Origin of the sequence: Agrococcus carbonis (assembly GCF_900104705.1) — a bacterium.
GTDB classification, from domain to species: domain Bacteria; phylum Actinomycetota; class Actinomycetes; order Actinomycetales; family Microbacteriaceae; genus Agrococcus; species Agrococcus carbonis.
In genome coordinates this window covers 435541-452526 of record NZ_LT629734.1, presented here as the reverse complement: position 1 = coordinate 452526, position 16986 = coordinate 435541, and the positions used below count along the sequence as shown (strand labels likewise).

Sequence of the window (16986 nt, the reverse complement as noted above, 5' to 3'; positions counted from 1 at the left end):
AGACGCTCATGCGGCTCTTCGATCACGCCGCCGCCACGCCCATGCGCGACTCGGTGCGGCAGGCGCTCGCGGACGCCCCGTCCCTTGCGAACCCGGCGTCGACGCACCGCGCCGGCCAGCACGCGCGGGCCGTGCTGGAGGATGCGCGCGAGCGGCTCGCCGCGGCGCTCGGCGCGCACCCGACCGAGGTCGTGCTCACGTCCGGCGGCACCGAGTCGATCAACCTCGCGCTCAAGGGCTCGTGGTGGGCGGCCCAGCATGCGGGCGCCGATGCGGGTGGGGGCGCCGCCGTCGTCGTGCCCGTCGCCGAGCACCACGCGACGCTCGACGCGGTCGAGTGGCTCGAGCGGCAGGGCGCCGAGCTGCGCTGGATCGGCGTCGACGCGCACGCGGTGACCGACCCCGAGGCCTTCGCCGACGCGCTCGGCGGACCCGGCGGATCCCGCCCGGCCGCCGCGGTCGCGACGATGCTCGTCGGCAGCAACGAGGTGGGCTCGCTGCAGCCGGTGCAGCAGGCGGCGGATGCGTCGGCGCGCGCGGGCGTGCCCCTGCACCTCGACGCGGTGGGCGCGTTCGGGCACGTGCCGCTGCGGTTCGCCGAGACCGGCGCGTCGCTCCTGAGCGTCGCGAGCCACAAGATCGGCGGACCGCACGGCGTCGGCGCGCTCGTCGTGCGGCGCGACGCGCGGCTCGAGGCGCTGCACCACGGCGGCGGCCAGCAGCGCGGGCTGCGCTCGGGCACGCAGGATGCGCTCGGGGCCTCGCTCTTCGCGCTCGCGGCCGAGGAGGCGGTCGCCGAGCTCGCCGGGGAGGCGGCGCGCCTGCGCTCGCTCACCGACCGGATCCTCGCGGCCGCGGCCGCGCTGCCAGGCGTGCGGGTGCTCGCCGCCGATGAGCGGCTGCCGCACATCGCGCACCTCGTCGTCGAGGGCGCTGAGGGGGAGTCGCTGCAGTTCCTGCTCGACGAGGCGGGGTTCGCGGTCTCGAACGGCTCGGCCTGCTCGGCGGGCGTCGCGCGCGAGTCGCACGTCGTGCGCGCGTGCGGGCTCGAGGGGGTCGCCCCCCTGCGGCTCTCGCTCGGCCGCACGACGACCGCCGACGACGTGGACGCGCTGCTCGCGGTGCTGCCCGACGCGATCGCCCGCGCCCGAGCGCTCGCGCGCTGACCCGTCGCCGGTACCCTGGATGGCCGGAACGCCCGGGAGGTGCGCATGAAGGTGCTGGCCGCGATGTCCGGCGGGGTCGACTCCGCCGTGGCCGCAGCGCGCGCCGTCGACGCCGGCCACGAGGTCGTGGGGGTGCACCTCGCGCTCAGCCGGATGCCCGGCACGCTGCGCACCGGGAGTCGCGGCTGCTGCACCGTCGAGGACGCGATGGACGCGCGCCGCGTCGCCAACGCGCTCGGCATCCCGTTCTACGTGTGGGACTTCTCGGAGCGCTTCCACGACGACGTCGTGCAGGACTTCGTCGACGAGTACGCGGCAGGCCGCACGCCCAACCCCTGCTTGCGCTGCAACGAGAAGATCAAGTTCGAGGCGCTGCTCGACCGCGCGATCGGCCTCGGCTTCGACCGGGTCGTCACGGGGCACTACGCCCGCGTCGAGCGCACGCCCAAGGGGCCGGAGCTGCATCGCGCGGCCGACTGGGCGAAGGACCAGTCGTACGTGCTCGGCGTGCTGACCGGCGCGCAGCTCGAGCGGTGCTGGTTCCCGCTCGCCGAGACCCCGACGAAGGCCGAGGTGCGCGCGGAGGCCGCCGAGCGCGGCTTCCTGCTCGCGCAGAAGCCCGACAGCCACGACATCTGCTTCATCCCCGACGGCGACACGCGCGGCTTCCTCGCCGAGCGGCTCGGGAGCGAGCCGGGCGAGATCGTCGACCGCGACGGCACCCCCGTCGGCGCCCACGAAGGCGTGCACGGGTACACGGTGGGCCAGCGGCGCGGGCTCGCGCTCGGCGTGCCCTCGCCCGACGGCCGCCCGCGATTCGTGCTCGAGGTCAGGCCCTCCACCCGGCAGCTCGTCGTCGGGCCGAAGGAGGCGCTCGCCGTGACCCGCCTGGCCGGCACGCGCATCTCGCACGCCGGCGCCCCGCATCCGGCGCTCGCGCACGGTGCGCCGGGCGACGGGCTCGAGGTCGAGGTGCAGATCCGCGCTCACGCCGATCCCGTCCCGGCTCGCGCCCGCCGCGTCGGTGACGAGCTCGTGATCGACGCCGACGAGCCGCTCACCGGGGTCGCCACGGGCCAGTCGGCGGTGCTCTACCTCGGCACGCGCGTGCTGGGCCAGGTCACGATCGACCGCACGGTCGCGGCCGACGTCGTCGTCGCCTGAGCCGGCTCCGGCGCTGCGCGGGCCGCCGTGCAGGGGCGCCCTCCGCGGGGCTCGCGCTCGGCCGGGAGGCCCCGCGCATCAGTGCCCGGCGTGCTCCGCGATGTCGAGCCCCGCGAGCTCTGCGGTTCCCGCGCCGTGCGCGCCGTGCGGCTGGGCGAAGGCGCCGGCCTCGGTGCCGGCGAGCGCCCCCGTCGTGACGGTCGCGACGACGGCGGATGCGGCGGCGAGCACGCCGAGCGCCGCGAGCGGGCGCGGCTCGGCTCGGGCGTGCTGCGCTTCGTGGCTCGCGCGCCGCGACGGGCGGCACAGCGCGAGGCTCGCCCCGAGCGCGAGCGCGCTGCCCGCGAGCATCGGCACGAGCGGCACCGCCGACGCAGCGCCGCCGGCGACGAGCCCGGCGAGCCACGCGAGGGTCGGCGTCCCGAGCGCCAGGGCGACGGCACCCGCCCGCAGCCGTCGGCCGCGCAGCGCCAGCACCGCGACGGCGAGCTGGGCGGCGCCGCCGGCGAGCACGAGCAGCGCGAGCCACGACGCGGCCGCCCACAGCGGGGCGGCGGCGCCCACCGCGATCGCGATGAGCGCCGCGCCGAGCGCCGCGACGGCGCCTGCGGGCCGCAGGAGCGCATCCATGGGCCGGCCTACGCCGTCGCGCCGCGCGCCGCCGAGCTGCGGTCGAGCGCGAGCCCCGTGCCGAGCAGCACGATCGCCGAGGCGAGGTGCAGGATGTGGTCGGCGGTGTTGAGCGCGAGGATGTTGAGCGCCGTGCCGACGAGGAAGAACCCGACGATGCCGAGCAGCAGGTAGACGGCGCCCACGGTGACGTTGACCGCCTTCGCCGACGCGGTGCCGCGGAGACCCGAGAGCAGCAGCGCCGCGCCGATCGCGAGGTGCGCGATGTTGTGCAGGTGGTTCACCTGGAAGACGCCGAGCAGCAGCGCGCCGTCGGGGCCCGCCACGTTGCCGCCGGCCACGAACAGGCCGAGCACGCCGACGAGCAGGTAGACCGCGCCGAAGATCGTGGCGACGAGGCGGTTGGGGGACTGGGTCATGGCTCCTCCTTCTGTGGGGGCCCGCGGGCCCGGGATGTCGAGGGTTCGGAGCCGGAGCGGTCTCGGATTGCGTGCGGCCGGCTCGTGGGCGGACGGTGGCACGATGGGTGCATGTCGAGCCCCGAGGCCGCGCAGGCCACCGACGCCGCCCAGGTCACCGACGCCGCGCAGGCCGCCGCATCCATGAGCCTCGGCGAGGCGAACGAGCGCGCGCAGGAGCTGCGCGCCCGCATCGAGGAGGCGAGCGCGGCGTACTACGGCCGCGACGCGTCGATCATCGACGACGCGACGTACGACGCGCTCGTGCGCGAGCTCGACGCGCTCGAGCGGGAGCACCCCGAGCTGCAGAGCCAGGACTCGCCGACGCAGACGGTGCAGGGCGCCGCGGCGGGCGGGCTGCCGACGATCGAGCACCTCGACCGCATGCTGAGCCTCGACAACGTGTTCTCGCTCGACGAGCTGCGCGAGTGGTGCACGAAGGCCGAAGCGGCGTCGGGTCGGCCGGTGCGGTGGCTCTCGGAGCTCAAGATCGACGGACTCGCGATCAACCTGCGCTACGAGCGCGGCGCGCTCACCTCCGCGGCGACGCGCGGCGACGGGCGCGTCGGGGAGATCGTCACCCCGAACGCCCTGCGCGTCGCCGGCATCCCCGAGCGCCTGAGCGGCGAGGGCCATCCCGAGGTCGTCGAGGTGCGGGGCGAGGCGTTCATCCCGACGCAGGCGTTCCACGAGCTCAACGCGCTGCAGGAGGCGCTGCGCGAGCGCGCGTACGAGGATGCGCTGCCGCGGCTCGGCGAGGAGCGCGCGCGCAAGAGCGCGGCCAACCGCTTCCCGACGTTCGCGAATCCGCGGAACGCCGCCTCGGGGGGCCTCCGCCAGCAGCTCGAGAAGAAGAGCGGCCTCGAGCGCGAGGCGGGCGACGCGCGCGTCGCGGCGCTGCGGATGTACGTGCACGGCATCGGGGCGTGGCCCGACCCGCCCGTCGCCGCGCAGAGCGAGGTCTACGAGCTCCTGGCCTCGTGGGGCCTGCCGACGAGCCCGCACTCGAGCGTCGAGGACGACGTCGACGGCGTGGTCGCGTTCGTCGAGCGGGTCGGCGGCGACCGGCACGGCTTCGAGCACGAGCTCGACGGCGTCGTCGTGAAGGTCGACGAGCTCGCGCTCCACGCCGAGCTCGGCCAGACGTCTCGCGCGCCGCGCTGGGCCATCGCCTACAAGTACCCGCCCGAGGAGGTGCACACGAGGCTGCTCGACATCGTCGTGAGCGTCGGGCGCACGGGCAGGGCGACGCCGTTCGCCATCATGGAGCCCGTGCACGTCGCCGGCTCCGTCGTGCGGCAGGCGACGCTCCACAACCAGGACGTCGTGCGGGCCAAGGGCGTGCTGATCGGCGACACCGTCGTGCTGCGGAAGGCCGGCGACGTCATCCCCGAGGTGCTCGGACCGGTCGCCGACCTGCGCGACGGCTCGGAGCGCGAGTTCGTGATGCCGAGCGCGTGCCCGGAGTGCGGCACCGAGCTGCGCCCCATGAAGGAGGGCGACATCGACCTGCGCTGCCCCAATGCGCGGTCGTGCCCCGCGCAGGTGCGCGGTCGCGTCGAGCACATCGGCTCGCGCGGCGCGCTCGACGTGGAGGCGCTCGGCGAGGTGACCGCGGCGGCGCTCACGCAGCCCTCGCACCCCGCGGAGCCCCCGCTCGTGACGGAGGCGCGGCTGTTCTCGCTGACGATGGACGAGCTCGTGCCGATCGAGGTCGTCGTGCGCGACGGTGAGACCGGCGAGCCGAAGGTCGACGAGGAGACCGGCGAGCCCGTGCGCCGGCGACCGTTCCAGCGCAACCCCACGGCGGCCGAGAAGAAGGCCGGGGCGACCGGCCCCCAGCCGTCGAAGCAGGCGCAGACGCTGCTCGCCGAGCTCGAGCGCGCCAAGGAGAAGGACCTCTGGCGGCAGCTCGTCTCGCTCAACATCCGCCACGTCGGGCCCGTCGCGGCTCGCGCGCTCGCGGGCTGGTTCGGCTCGCTCCAGGCCATCGAGGAGGCGACGCCGCAGGAGCTCGCCGAGGTCGAGGGCGTGGGGCCGATCATCGCCGACGCGGTCGTCGAGTGGCTCGCGGTCGACTGGCACCGCGAGATCGTGCAGGCGTGGCGGGATGCGGGCGTGCGATTCGCGACCCCAGGTCACCCCGGGCCGGGCGCTGCGGCCGAGGCGGGCGGGCCGCTCGTGGGCATCACGGTCGTCGCGACGGGCACGCTCGAGGGCTACACCCGCGAGGGTGCGCAGGAGGCGATCATCGCCGCGGGCGGCAAGGCCGCCTCGAGCGTGTCGAAGAAGACCGACTATGTCGCCGCCGGCCCGGGAGCCGGCTCGAAGCTCGCGAAGGCCGAGGAGCTCGGCATCCGCATCCTCGACGCCGAGCAGTTCCGCATCCTGGTCGAGCAGGGCCCCGAGGCGCTCCCAGCGGTCGACGGCGCGTGATCGAGCGCCTCGCGATCGAGGGCTACCGGTCGATCCGGTCGCTCGTGGTCGACCTGGCGCCCCTCACGGTTGTCACCGGGGCCAACGGGTCGGGCAAGTCGAGCCTCTACCGGGCGCTGCGGCTGCTCGCCGACTGCGGCGAGGGCCGGGTGGTCGCCTCCCTCGCTGCCGCGGGCGGGCTCGATGCCGTGCGCTGGGCGGGTCCCGAGCGCGGCTCGCGCCGCGGCGGAGCCACCGAGGGCACGGTGCGCGGCGGCCCGGTGTCGCTGCGGCTGGGGGTCGCGACGGATGCGCTCGGCTACGCGATCGACCTCGGGCTCCCGGTCGCGCAGCGCAGCGCCTTCGACCTCGACCCCGAGATCAAGCAGGAGCACGTCTTCGCCGGCACCGATCCGCGCCCGGCGGGCGTGCTCGTCGAGCGCACGCGGGGCGCGGCGCGCGTCGCGACGAACGGCGGCTGGAGCGAGCTCGCCCGCGGACTGCACCCGTGGGCGTCGGTGCTCGACGAGTTCGCGGGCCACGCGGAGGCCGCCGAGCTCGCCGGCGCGCGCCGCATGCTGCGGGGCTGGCGCTTCCACGACGCGATGCGCACCGACGCGTCGGCCCCCGCTCGGCATCCGCAGGTCGCGACGCGCGCCGCTCGGCTCGACCACGACGGCGCCAACCTCGCTGCTGTGCTGCAGACGGCGATCGAGGCGGGGCGGGATCGGGAGGTCGCCCGCGCGATCGACGACGCGTTCCCGGGCTCGCGGCTGCGGCTGCCGATGGTCGACGGCCGCATGCGGGTCGCGCTCGAGCAGCCCCGGCTGCTGCGGCCGCTCGACGCAGTCGAGCTCTCCGACGGCACGCTCCAGTACCTGCTGCTCACCGCCGCGCTCCTGTCGGCCGAGACGCCGGGCCTCATCGTGCTCAACGAGCCCGAGCGGAGCCTGCACGCCGAACTCGTGCCGGCGCTCGCCGAGCGCATCAGTCGCGCCGCGGGCGAGACGCAAGTGGTCGTCGTCACGCACCATGCGAGCCTCGCCGAGGCGCTCGGCGGCGCCGCGGGTGCGCTGCGCATCGCGCTCGAGAAGGACGCGGGCGAGACCGTCGTCGCGGGGCGCGAGGGGCTCCTCGACCAGCCGGCGTGGCGGTGGCCGAAGCGTTGACCGGAGGCGGCACGGGACCGGCACGGGCGAGCCGACCGCGCCCGCCGGGCCGGCGCCGCGGCGCTGACCGCGCGCCCAGCCCGTGCCGGTAGCGTCGCGGCATGGCTGATCGACACGAGGTCCAGGCCGCGTTCGGCGCGGTGCTCACGATCGAGGGCGGCGCGTCGCTGTCGCCGTGGAGCGACGTGTGGGCCGCGCGCGTGCACGGCGGCGAGCACGACGTCGACGCGGTCGTCAAGCGCACGTGGCGGAGCCCTGCGCCGCTCGAGGCGTGGCAGCGCACGCTCGTCGCGCGCGGCATCCGCACCGTCGCGCCCCTCGTGCCGCCCGTCGCGGTGGGCGAGGGCGACGCCGCCGAGCAGTGGGTCGCCTACCCGCGGCTGCTCGGTCGCGAGTGGGACGGCGGCGCCGACGACCTCGCCGCCGCAGGCCGGCTGCTCGGCCGGATGCACGCGGCATCGGACGGGCTCGCGATCGACGGCTTCCCGCCCTTCGAGTGGGGCAGCGCGGAGCGCTCGTCGATCGACGAGGACGTCGAGGCGATCCGCGCCTCGGCGGCCGAGCACTGGCCGCACGCCGACGCGGACCGCTGGATCGCCCAGCTCGAGGCCTTCGGCGACACGCTCGAACGGATGCGCGCCGCCGGACTGCCGCACGTCCCGGTCTCGCTCGACCACCGCGCCGCGAACCTGCTCTTCGACGCGGAGGGCGCACTCATGGTCGACCTCGAGAACGCCTCGCTCGCGCCGCGGATCCTCGACCTCGCGGTCGCCGCGCTGCTCTTCCCGCTCGAGCACCCCGGCGCCGCCGGCAGCGCGCTCGGCGGCGCCGAGTGGGCGGCGTTCCGCGGCGGGTACCTGAGCGAGTGCCGGCTCACGAGGCGCGAGCTCGAGCTGTGGCCGACCGCGCTCACCTACATGAAGCTCGAGTGGGGCACGTGGCACCTCACCGAGGGCGTCGAGCCGGAGCCCGAGGGCAACCTCGCCTACCTCGAGGACCTCCTCACGCTCGACGAGCACGCGCGCTTCCCGCTCGGCTGATCGGGGGTTCGCGCGAGCGCCCGAGCGCTCCTACCCTGGAGCGCATGCCCCACGCACCCGCCTCGACCGCGCCCCGCATCCGCTGACCGTGCGCCTCGTCTTCGCCCATGGCTCCGGCCGGGTCGGCGCTGCCGCGTTCCCGCAGCAGGCGGCGGCCTTCCCCGACGCCGAGTTCCCCGTGCTGCCGGGCTACGGAGGCGACGAGCCCGCGGTCGGTGACGTCGCCTCGGCCGCGCAGGCGCTCGCGCTCTCCGCGAGCGAGGCCGACGGCGTCGTCGGCTACAGCTACGGCGGTGTCGTCGCGGCGCTCGCAGCGTGCATGGAGCAGCCGGCGGCGCTCGTGCTCATCGAGCCGGCCCTCTTCGGGCTCTCGCGCGAGCGGCCCGCGACCGCGCGCCTCATCGAGCGGCTCGAGCCCGTCTACCTCGACAGCACGCTCACCGACGAGACGTTCGAGCGCGCCCTCCTGCAGGCGCTGAGCGGCCACGACATCGGCCCCGCGAGCACGGCGGATGCGCGGCGCTCGTCGCGCCGGACCCGGCTGCACGGCGCCCCGTGGCGCCACGCGATCGACCCCGCGTGCCTCGCGGAGACGAGGATGCTCGTGCTGACGGGCGGCTGGAGTGCCGACTACGAGGAGGTGGCCGACGCGCTCGTCGCGCTCGGCGCCGAGCACGCGGTGCTGCCGGGCCACGGCCACCGCGTGATCGACCATCCCGAGTGCAGCGATCGCATCCGCGCGTTCGTCGAGGCCGGCGCGGCGCGCTGAGCGGCGCGCGCGACAGCCGCAGCCGGGTCAGAAGAGCGGCACCGTCGCGCCGGGCGACTGCGTCGTCGACGGCAGCTGCGTCGCGCGCGACGGGCGCGCGGGCGGCGCAGTGAGCCCCGTGCCGGAGGTCGTGCGCACCGGTGCGAGCCGATGCTGCCGCAGGAGCGGCCTCGTGCGCGCCCGCAGCCAGTCGCGATAGCCCTTCGCGGCGTAGGCGCCCCGCCCGTAGATGCGCCCGTACAGCGGCAGCAGGTGCGGGTGCGCCTCGCGCAGCCACGCGAGGTACCACTCGCGGGCGCCGGGCCGCAGGTGCAGCGTGCTCGTGATCGCGCTCGTCGCGCCCGCGTCGGCGATCGCGGCGAACGCTCGGTCGAGGTGCTCGTGCGTGTCGGTGAGGCCCGGGAGCACCGGCATCGCGAAGACCGCGCAGTCGAGCCCGGCGTCGCGCACGGCACGCACGGTCGCGAGGCGCGCGGCGGTCGTGGGCGTGCCCGGCTCGACCTCCTGCTGCAGCTCGTCGTCGAAGATCGCGATCGACATCGCGATCGCGACGGGCACGTCGCGCGCGATCGAGGCGAGCAGCGGCAGGTCGCGCCGCAGCAGGGTGCCCTTCGTGAGGATCGAGATCGAGGCGCCGTGCCGCGCGAGCGCCCGGAGCACGCCCGGCATGAGCCGGTAGCGCCCCTCGGCGCGCTGGTACGGATCGGTGTTGGTGCCGAGCTGCACCGCGTCGACCGCGCGCCTGGGGCCGGCGAGCTCGCGCTCGAGCACCTCGACGAGGTTGGCCTTCACGACGATCCGGGAGTCGAAGTCGGCGCCCGCGTCGAGGTCGAGGTACGTGTGGGTGTTCCGCGCGAAGCAGTAGCGGCACGCGTGCTGGCAGCCGCGGTAGGGGTTGATCGTCCACGTGCCGCCCATGAAGCCGTCGCCGGGCACGCGGTTGAGCGCGCTCCGCGCAGTGATCTCGAGGAACGAGGCGCCGTCGAAGCCGGGCGTCGGCCACTGCTCGAGCACGCTCCCGCGCTCCTCGAGGCCCGGCAGCGCGTCGGCGTCGACGTGCGTCGTCGTCTGCCCTTCCCATCGCATGCGCCCATTCGAACACACGTTCGAAGCCTGCGCAAGCGCGCACTCGGCGCGCCGCGGATAGGGTGCTGGCGTGGGGCGAGGTCGACGGATGCGCGTGCTGCGCCCGGCGCTCTGGGCCGTCGCGATCGTGGTCGCGTTCACCGCGCTGCTGACCCGCGCGATCCGGCGGATCGTCCCGGCTTGGCTCGACGTGCCGGTCGAGCACGGGCTGTGGGCGCTGCTCGTCGCGCTCGCGATCGTCGGCGCCGCAGGCCTCGGCGGGGCGAGCCTGTGGCACGCGCTCATGCTGCCGCGGCTCGTGCGGGTGCGGCGCATCGACGTGCTCATCGCGCTCCTCGGGTCGGGCATCCTCGTGCTCTCGGTCGCCGTCGTCGGCGCCTCGGCGATCGACCCTGCGCTCGCCCGCGCGCTCCTGCTGCTCGCGCTGCCCGTCTGGGTGGGCGGCGCCGCTGCGGTGGCGCTCGCCCTCGCGATCCTCATCCACCTGCGCGCCGCTCGCGCGCCGCGCGCCGTCGGGACGGTGCTCATCCTCGGCGCGGGCCTGCGCGGCCGCGAGGTCGGCCCGCTGCTGCGGCGGCGCGTCGAGCGGGGCGCCGAGGTGTGGCGCGCCGCGGTCGTCGCCCGGCCGGATGCCCGCATCGTCGTCGCGGGCGGGCAGGGCCCCGACGAGGTGCGCACCGAGGCGTCCGCGATGGCCGAGCACCTCGTGCGACGGCTCGGCGTGCCCGCCGAGGCGATCGACCTCGAGCAGGCCTCGACGACCACGCGGGAGAACCTCGCGCTCTCGCGCCCGCTCATCGCGGGCCGGGGGCCGCTCGCGGTCGTGACGAGCGAGTACCACGCGTATCGCACCGCGTGGCTGCTCGCGCGGCTCGGGATGGACGGCACGGTCGTGGGCGCGTGGACCCGCCCGTCGTACCGGCCGGGCGCCGTCGTGCGCGAGGCGCTCGCGGTCGCCGCCGACCACCGCTGGTGGACGATCGGAGCCGCAGTCGCGCTGTGGGCGCTCGCGGCCTGGGCCCTCCTGCAGCGACCGTAGGATTGGAGTCCGGAGGGCTCACGACCGTGAGCCCGGAGGACTCCAGGTCGAGGAGCGCCGCGCGCAGCGCGACGCGTCACGAGACCGCGCTGTCCCGCTCCGCGAACCGTTCACCAGCCGCCCGCCGACCCCCCTTGGAGACGCATGTCCGAGATCACGCGCGAGCAGGTCCAGCACCTCGCTGGGCTCGCCCGCATCGCGCTCACCGACGACGAGGTGACGAGCCTGACGGCCGAGCTGTCGCAGATCGTCGACGCCATCGCCACCGTCCGCGAGGTCGCGGGCGACGACGTGCCCGCCACCAGCCACCCGGTGCCCATGGCCAACGTGCTGCGGCCCGACGAGGTCGGTGCGACGCTCTCGCACGAGCAGGCCTTCGCGGGCGCACCGAGCCACGACGGCGAGCGCTTCCGCGTCTCGGCGATCCTGGGGGAGGAGCAGTGACGGCCGACCTCACGCGCCTCGCGGGCCACGAGCTCGCCGCGCTCATCGCATCCGGCGACGTGTCGAGCGTCGAGGCCACCCAGGCGCACCTCGACCGCATCGCCGCGGTCGACGGCGAGATCCACGCCTTCCTGCACATCGACGACGGCGCGCTCGAGCGGGCGCGCGCGATCGACGAGCGGCGCGCGAGCGGCGAGCCGCTGCACGAGCTCGCGGGCGCGCCCGTCGCGATCAAGGACGTGCTGTGCACCGTCGGGATGCCCTCGACGTCGGGCTCGCGCATCCTCGAGGGCTGGATCCCGCCCTACGACGCCACCGTCGTCGCGCGCCTGAAGGACGCCGGGCTCGTGCCGCTCGGCAAGACCAACATGGACGAGTTCGCCATGGGCTCGTCCACCGAGCACTCCGCCTACGGCGTCACGCGCAACCCGTGGGACACCGAGCGCATCCCGGGCGGCTCCGGCGGCGGCTCGGCCGCGGCGGTCGCGGCCTTTGAGGCGCCCTTCGCCCTCGGCTCCGACACCGGCGGCTCGATCCGCCAGCCCGCCGCCGTCACCGGCACGGTCGGCGTCAAGCCCACCTACGGCGGCGTGAGCCGCTACGGCGCGATCGCGCTCGCCTCGAGCCTCGACCAGGTCGGCCCCGTCACACGCACGGTGCTCGACTCGGCGCTCATCCACGACGTGATCGGCGGCCACGACCCGCACGACTCCACGAGCCTCGACCGCGAGTGGCCGTCGTTCGCCGCGGCCGCTCGCGAGGGCGCCGCGTCGGGCAGCCTCGCGGGCCTGAAGGTCGGTGTCGTGCGGGAGCTCGACAGCGAGGGCATCGCCGCCGACGTGCAGGCGCGCTTCCGCGAGACCGTGCAGGTGCTCACGGATGCGGGAGCGGAGGTCGTCGAGGTCTCGTGCCCGTCGTTCTCCTACTCGGTTGCGGCGTACTACCTCATCCTCCCCGCCGAGGCGTCGTCGAACCTCGCGCGCTTCGACTCGGTGCGCTTCGGCCTGCGGCGGGAGCAGGCGGGCCAGACGGTCGAGGAGGTCATGGCGGCGACGCGCGAGGCCGGCTTCGGGCCCGAGGTCAAGCGCCGCATCATCCTCGGCACGTACGCGCTCTCTGCCGGCTACTACGACGCCTACTACGGCTCGGCGCAGAAGGTGCGCACGCTCATCCAGCGCGACTTCGACGCCGCGTTCGAGCAGGCCGACCTGCTCATCAGCCCGGCAGCGCCCACCACGGCGTTCCGCCTGGGGGAGAAGCTCGACGACCCGCTCGCGATGTACGTCAACGACATCACGACGATCCCCGCGAACCTCGCCGGCATCCCCGGCATGGGCCTGCCGATGGGCCTCGGCGACGACGGGCTGCCGGTGGGCCTGCAGCTGCTCGCGCCGATGTTCGAGGACGCCCGGCTCTACCGCGCCGGCGCCGCGATCGAGGCGCTCCTGGCCGAGCGCTGGGGCGGCATCCTGACGACGAAGGCCCCTGCGCTGGACGGAGACGCACGATGAAGGCGAAGCTCATGGACTTCGACGAGGCGCTCGAGCGGTTCGAGCCGGTGCTCGGCTTCGAGGTGCACGTCGAGCTCGGCACCCGGACCAAGATGTTCTCGGGCGCGCCCAACCCCGCGCACCCGGACTTCCACGACGCGGCGCCCAACACGCTCATCGACCCGCTGAGCCTCGGCCTGCCCGGCAGCCTCCCGGTGACGAACGAGACGGCCGTGCGCTACTCGATCTCACTCGGCCTCGCGCTCGGCTGCGAGATCGCCGAGTCGTGCCGGTTCGCGCGGAAGAACTACTTCTACCCCGACGTGCCGAAGAACTACCAGATCTCGCAGTACGACGAGCCCATCGCGTTCGAGGGCGAGGTCGAGATCGAGCTCGCGAGCGGGCGCCGGCTGACGGTGCCGATCGAGCGCGCGCACATGGAGGAGGACGCGGGCAAGCTCACGCACGTGGGCGGCTCGACCGGCCGCATCCAGGGCGCCGAGTACTCGCTCGTGGACTACAACCGCGCGGGCGTGCCGCTCGTCGAGATCGTCACGAAGCCGATCTTCGGCGCCGAGCACGACGCGCCCGAGATCGCGCGGGCGTACGTCGCCGCGATCCGCGACATCGTGCTCTCGCTCGGCATCTCCGAGGCGCGCATGGAGCGCGGCAACCTGCGCTGCGACGCCAACGTCTCGCTGCGGCCCCGCGGCCAGGAGGCGCTCGGCACGCGCACCGAGACGAAGAATGTCAACTCGATGCGCTCGGTCGAGCGCGCGGTGCGCTACGAGATCCAGCGGCAGGCGGCCATCCTCGCGGCCGGCGGCACGATCGTGCAGGAGACCCGGCACTGGCATGAGGACACCGGCACGACGAGCGCGGGCCGTCCGAAGTCGGACGCCGACGACTACCGCTACTTCCCGGAGCCCGACCTGCTGCCCGTCGAGCCGAGCCGCGAGCTCGTCGAGGAGCTGCGCGCGCAGCTGCCCGAGCAGCCCGTCGCCCACCGCCGGCGCCTCAAGGCCGAGTGGGGCTTCACCGATCTCGAGTTCCAGGACGTGGTGAACGGCGACATGCTGCACCTCGTGGAGGCCACGGTCGCCGCGGGCGCCGCCCCGCAGGCGGCGCGCAAGTGGTGGACGGGCGAGATCGCGCGCGTCGCGAACGACCGCGGCGTCGAGGCGGGGAGCCTCGTCGACCCGGCGCACGTCGCCGAGCTGCAGCGGCTCGTCGACGAGGGGACCCTCACCGACCGGCTCGCCCGGCAGGCGCTCGAAGGCGTCATCGCGGGCGAGGGCAGCCCCGCCGAGGTCGCCGAGGCGCGCGGCCTCAAGGTCGTCACGGATGAGTCGGCGCTCGTCGCCGCGGTCGACGAGGCGCTCGCGGCGCAGCCCGATGTGCTGCAGAAGATCCGCGACGGCAAGGTGCAGGCTGCCGGCGCGGTGATCGGTGCCGTCATGAAGGCGATGCGGGGCCAGGCGGACGCCGCACGAGTGCGCGAGATCGTCCTGGAGCGTGCCAGCAGCTGAGTAGGACGCTCCCAGGAATCTCCCATGAATCTGCGTAGGCTTGATCCCGGCTTCCGCCACCGCGGGGGCCCGGCGGGGTAAGACCCTTGCACCGCTGCTGGAGAGAAGGGACCAAGCACATGGGCATTCTCGGTTGGATCGTCCTCGGCCTCCTGGCCGGCGCGATCGCGAAGCTGATCCTCCCCGGTCGTCAGGGCGGCGGATGGATCATGACCCTCATCCTGGGCGTCGTGGGCGCACTGCTCGGCGGCTGGCTCGGCTCGCTGCTGTTCAACGCACCGCTGGAGGACTTCTTCTCCATCCAGACCTGGCTGCTCGCGATCGGCGGCTCGATCATCGTGCTGCTGATCTGGGGCCTCGTGACCCGCAACCGCGGTCGCACGCAGGCCTGAGTCACGCAACACCCAGGACGGGGGCGGCCTTCGGGCCGCCCCCGTCCTCGCGTTCTCCGTCCTCGCGCTCCGCGTGCTCGCGTCAGCCGCGCGTGCCTGACGCGACCGCCTCCGTGCGCGCGGCGAGCTCGTCGAGGTGCTCGAGGTCGCGCAGGTCGAGCACCTGCAGGTAGACCCGCTCGACGCCGTCGTCGGCGAGCGCGGCGAGCCGGTCCTCCACCTCGGCGGGCGTGCCCGCGATCCCGTGGGCGCGCAGCTCGGCGGGCTCCCGGCCGATCGCGGCCGCGCGGCGCGCGAACGCCGCCTCGTCCTCGCCCACGCACGCGACGAGCGCGACGGAGCGCACGACGGGCCGGGTGCGCTCGGCGCGCTCGATCGCGTCGTCGAGGGCCGCGAAGAGCGGGCGGATGCGGTCGAAGGGCGGGAACGAGAGGTTGTGCTCGTCGCCGAACTCCGCCGCGAGCCGCGGCGTCCGCTTCGCGCCGAGGCCCCCGACGATCACCGGCACGCGCTCCTGCACCGGCTTCGGCAGCGCGGGGGAGTCCTCGAGCCGGTAGTGCTCGCCCGCGAACGAGAAGCGGGCGCCGACGGGCGTCTGCCACAGTCCCGTGACGATCGCGAGCTGCTCCTCGAGCAGGTCGAAGCGGCGCTCGGGGAAGGGGATGCCGAGCGCCCGGTGCTCGGCCTCGAACCATCCCGTGCCCAGGCCGAGCTCGATGCGGCCGCCGGACATCGCATCCACGTTCGCGACCTGCACCGCCAGGATGCCGGGCAGCCGGTAGGTGACCGACGACACGAGGGTCCCGAGCCGGATGCGCTCGGTGTCGCGCGCGAGCCCGGCGAGCGTCGTCCACGCATCCGTCGGCCCGTACCCCGGATCGCCGTCGCCCATGCGCAGGTAGTGGTCGGAGCGGAAGAAGCCGTCGAAGCCCAGCTGCTCGGTGCGCAGCGCGATCGCGAGCAGCTCGTCGTAGGAGGCGCCCTGCTGGGGCTCGGTGAAGATGCGGAAGTCCATGCGAGCCAGCCTACGGAGGCCGACCCGCGCGTCGGCGGCTCGTAGGGGGTCGACAATCGCGACCCGGCGCATCCGTCGCCATGCCACCATCGGCGCATGGACTACGGCTACATGCTCGGCTACTGGAAGGCGGGCCCGCCCGCCGGCGCGCTCGAGGCGGTGCAGGAGGCGGAGCGGCTCGGCTTCGACTCGGTGTGGACGGCCGAGGCCTACGGGTCGGATGCGTTCACGCCGCTCGCGTGGTGGGGCGCGGCGACGTCGACCATCAGGCTCGCGACCGGCATCGCGCAGCTCTCGGCCCGCACTCCCGCATCGACGGCGATGACGGCGATGACGCTCGATCACCTCTCGGGCGGGCGCGTCATCCTCGGCCTCGGCGTGAGCGGTCCGCAGGTGGTCGAGGGCTGGTACGGCCAGCCGTTCCCGAAGCCGCTCGCACGCACGCGCGAGTACGTCGCCATCCTGCGCAGCATCATGGCGCGGCAAGCACCGGTGACGGCTCCCGGGCCGCAGCTGCCGCTGCCGCGCACGGGCGAGGGCACGACGGGGCTCGGGAAGCCGCTCATGTCGACGCTGCACCCGCTGCGCGAGCACATCCCCATCCACCTCGCGGCGGAGGGCCCGAAGAACACCGCGCTCGCCGCCGAGATCGCCGACGGCTGGCTGCCGTTCCTCTTCTCGCCCGCGAGCGACGCCGACGCGCGGGCGCTGCTCGCCGAGGGGTTCGCGCGGCGCGACCCCACCCTGCCGCCGGCGGACGCGTTCGAGGTCTCGGTGCCGGTGCCCATCGTCGTCGACGACAGCGTCGAGGCGGCCGCCGACCGGCTGCGCCCGATGATCGCGCTCTACGTCGGCGGGATGGGCGCGAAGGGGGCGAACTTCCACTTCGATGCCGTCGCGCGGCTCGGGTTCGAGGCCGAGTGCGCCGCGATCCAGGAGCACTACCTCGCGGGCCGGAAGGCCGAGGCGATCGCGGCGGTGCCGATGCGGCTCATCGACGAGATCGCGCTCGTCGGCCCCGTCGGGCGCATCCGCGACGGCCTCGCGCGCTGGGAGGAGTCGGTCGTGACGCGCATGCTCGTGCAGGGCGACGCCGAGGCGCTGCGGGCGATCGCGAGCCTTCGCGGCTGAGTCGGCGTTGCACCCGCGCGGCCGCAGCGGCGGTGCCTACGATCGATCG

At 75.0% G+C, this 16986-nt stretch carries 16 protein-coding genes; 12 read left to right on the top strand and 4 right to left on the bottom strand.

Going from position 1 to position 16986, the window contains the following annotated elements; all coding sequences use genetic code 11:
- The first annotated feature begins 8 nt into the window (after nt 1-8).
- Nucleotides 9-1166, top strand: coding sequence for a cysteine desulfurase family protein (locus BLT67_RS02235; protein ID WP_092665531.1), 1158 nt, complete (start codon nt 9-11; stop codon nt 1164-1166).
- Between the two features lie 45 nt (nt 1167-1211).
- Nucleotides 1212-2330, top strand: a complete 1119-nt coding sequence (gene mnmA / locus BLT67_RS02230; RefSeq protein ID WP_092665530.1) for a tRNA 2-thiouridine(34) synthase MnmA — start codon at nt 1212-1214, stop codon at nt 2328-2330.
- Nucleotides 2331-2408: 78 nt separating this feature from the next.
- Here the strand turns inward: mnmA and BLT67_RS02225 are convergent, their stop codons facing one another.
- Together BLT67_RS02225 and BLT67_RS02220 are read right to left on the bottom strand one after the other, a co-directional pair.
- Nucleotides 2409-2960: a hypothetical protein gene (locus BLT67_RS02225; RefSeq protein WP_092665529.1), complete on the bottom strand. Its 552-nt coding sequence runs from the start codon at nt 2958-2960 to the stop codon at nt 2409-2411.
- A gap of 8 nt (nt 2961-2968) precedes the next feature.
- Nucleotides 2969-3379: a DUF4383 domain-containing protein gene (locus BLT67_RS02220; RefSeq protein WP_092665527.1), complete on the bottom strand. Its 411-nt coding sequence runs from the start codon at nt 3377-3379 to the stop codon at nt 2969-2971.
- A 183-nt stretch (nt 3380-3562) separates the two neighbouring features.
- Here BLT67_RS02220 and ligA point away from each other — a divergent pair, with 183 nt between their 5' ends.
- From ligA to BLT67_RS02200, 4 genes are all read left to right on the top strand, one after another.
- Nucleotides 3563-5854: an NAD-dependent DNA ligase LigA gene (gene ligA, locus BLT67_RS02215; RefSeq protein WP_092667469.1), complete on the top strand. Its 2292-nt coding sequence runs from the start codon at nt 3563-3565 to the stop codon at nt 5852-5854.
- Nucleotides 5851-7002, top strand: a complete 1152-nt coding sequence (locus BLT67_RS02210) for an AAA family ATPase (protein ID WP_092665525.1) — start codon at nt 5851-5853, stop codon at nt 7000-7002. Before ligA ends, BLT67_RS02210 begins: the two co-directional genes overlap by 4 nt.
- A gap of 101 nt (nt 7003-7103) precedes the next feature.
- Complete coding sequence (locus BLT67_RS02205; RefSeq protein ID WP_092665523.1) at nt 7104-8042, top strand: phosphotransferase enzyme family protein; 939 nt, start codon at nt 7104-7106, stop codon at nt 8040-8042.
- 88 nt (nt 8043-8130) lie between these two features.
- Nucleotides 8131-8811 (top strand): alpha/beta hydrolase, encoded by a 681-nt coding sequence (locus tag BLT67_RS02200; protein WP_157674106.1) that lies wholly within the window; start codon nt 8131-8133, stop codon nt 8809-8811.
- 27 nt (nt 8812-8838) lie between these two features.
- Here BLT67_RS02200 and BLT67_RS02195 read toward each other — a convergent pair whose 3' ends face one another.
- Entirely contained in the window at nt 8839-9897 is a 1059-nt protein-coding gene (locus tag BLT67_RS02195; RefSeq protein WP_092665519.1) for an Rv2578c family radical SAM protein, read from the bottom strand.
- A gap of 70 nt (nt 9898-9967) precedes the next feature.
- Between BLT67_RS02195 and BLT67_RS02190 the strand changes: the two genes are divergently transcribed.
- The 5 genes from BLT67_RS02190 to BLT67_RS02170 all read left to right on the top strand — a co-directional run bounded on the left by BLT67_RS02190 (nt 9968) and on the right by BLT67_RS02170 (nt 14791).
- The gene (locus BLT67_RS02190) at nt 9968-10936 is read left to right on the top strand and encodes a YdcF family protein (protein ID WP_157674104.1); all 969 of its coding nucleotides are present in this window, start codon (nt 9968-9970) and stop codon (nt 10934-10936) included.
- A gap of 144 nt (nt 10937-11080) precedes the next feature.
- Entirely contained in the window at nt 11081-11380 is a 300-nt protein-coding gene (gatC, locus tag BLT67_RS02185; protein ID WP_092665515.1) for an Asp-tRNA(Asn)/Glu-tRNA(Gln) amidotransferase subunit GatC, read from the top strand.
- Entirely contained in the window at nt 11377-12891 is a 1515-nt protein-coding gene (gene gatA, locus BLT67_RS02180) for an Asp-tRNA(Asn)/Glu-tRNA(Gln) amidotransferase subunit GatA (protein ID WP_092665513.1), read from the top strand. Before gatC ends, gatA begins: the two co-directional genes overlap by 4 nt.
- Complete coding sequence (gatB, locus tag BLT67_RS02175; protein WP_092665511.1) at nt 12888-14399, top strand: Asp-tRNA(Asn)/Glu-tRNA(Gln) amidotransferase subunit GatB; 1512 nt, start codon at nt 12888-12890, stop codon at nt 14397-14399. Before gatA ends, gatB begins: the two co-directional genes overlap by 4 nt.
- 119 nt (nt 14400-14518) lie before the next feature.
- A complete protein-coding gene (locus BLT67_RS02170) occupies nt 14519-14791 on the top strand; it encodes a GlsB/YeaQ/YmgE family stress response membrane protein (RefSeq protein WP_092665509.1) in 273 nt (90 codons plus the stop codon).
- Between the two features lie 82 nt (nt 14792-14873).
- Here BLT67_RS02170 and BLT67_RS02165 read toward each other — a convergent pair whose 3' ends face one another.
- Nucleotides 14874-15806: an LLM class F420-dependent oxidoreductase gene (locus BLT67_RS02165; protein ID WP_092665507.1), complete on the bottom strand. Its 933-nt coding sequence runs from the start codon at nt 15804-15806 to the stop codon at nt 14874-14876.
- Between the two features lie 96 nt (nt 15807-15902).
- Here BLT67_RS02165 and BLT67_RS02160 point away from each other — a divergent pair, with 96 nt between their 5' ends.
- Nucleotides 15903-16937 carry an LLM class F420-dependent oxidoreductase gene (locus BLT67_RS02160; RefSeq protein WP_092665505.1) on the top strand — a complete coding sequence of 345 codons (1035 nt, stop codon included), beginning with the start codon at nt 15903-15905 and terminating at the stop codon, nt 16935-16937.
- Nucleotides 16938-16986: the final 49 nt, after the last annotated feature.

Coding starts and splice junctions, on each gene's coding strand:
- BLT67_RS02195 (WP_092665519.1), bottom strand. CDS start 9,897: ATGCGATGGGAAGGGCAGACGACGACGCACGTCGACGCCGACGCGCTG.
- BLT67_RS02205 (WP_092665523.1), top strand. CDS start 7,104: ATGGCTGATCGACACGAGGTCCAGGCCGCGTTCGGCGCGGTGCTCACG.
- BLT67_RS02225 (WP_092665529.1), bottom strand. CDS start 2,960: ATGGATGCGCTCCTGCGGCCCGCAGGCGCCGTCGCGGCGCTCGGCGCG.
- BLT67_RS02170 (WP_092665509.1), top strand. CDS start 14,519: ATGGGCATTCTCGGTTGGATCGTCCTCGGCCTCCTGGCCGGCGCGATC.
- ligA (WP_092667469.1), top strand. CDS start 3,563: ATGAGCCTCGGCGAGGCGAACGAGCGCGCGCAGGAGCTGCGCGCCCGC.
- BLT67_RS02160 (WP_092665505.1), top strand. CDS start 15,903: ATGGACTACGGCTACATGCTCGGCTACTGGAAGGCGGGCCCGCCCGCC.
- gatC (WP_092665515.1), top strand. CDS start 11,081: ATGTCCGAGATCACGCGCGAGCAGGTCCAGCACCTCGCTGGGCTCGCC.
- BLT67_RS02165 (WP_092665507.1), bottom strand. CDS start 15,806: ATGGACTTCCGCATCTTCACCGAGCCCCAGCAGGGCGCCTCCTACGAC.
- BLT67_RS02220 (WP_092665527.1), bottom strand. CDS start 3,379: ATGACCCAGTCCCCCAACCGCCTCGTCGCCACGATCTTCGGCGCGGTC.
- mnmA (WP_092665530.1), top strand. CDS start 1,212: ATGAAGGTGCTGGCCGCGATGTCCGGCGGGGTCGACTCCGCCGTGGCC.
- gatB (WP_092665511.1), top strand. CDS start 12,888: ATGAAGGCGAAGCTCATGGACTTCGACGAGGCGCTCGAGCGGTTCGAG.
- BLT67_RS02235 (WP_092665531.1), top strand. CDS start 9: ATGCGGCTCTTCGATCACGCCGCCGCCACGCCCATGCGCGACTCGGTG.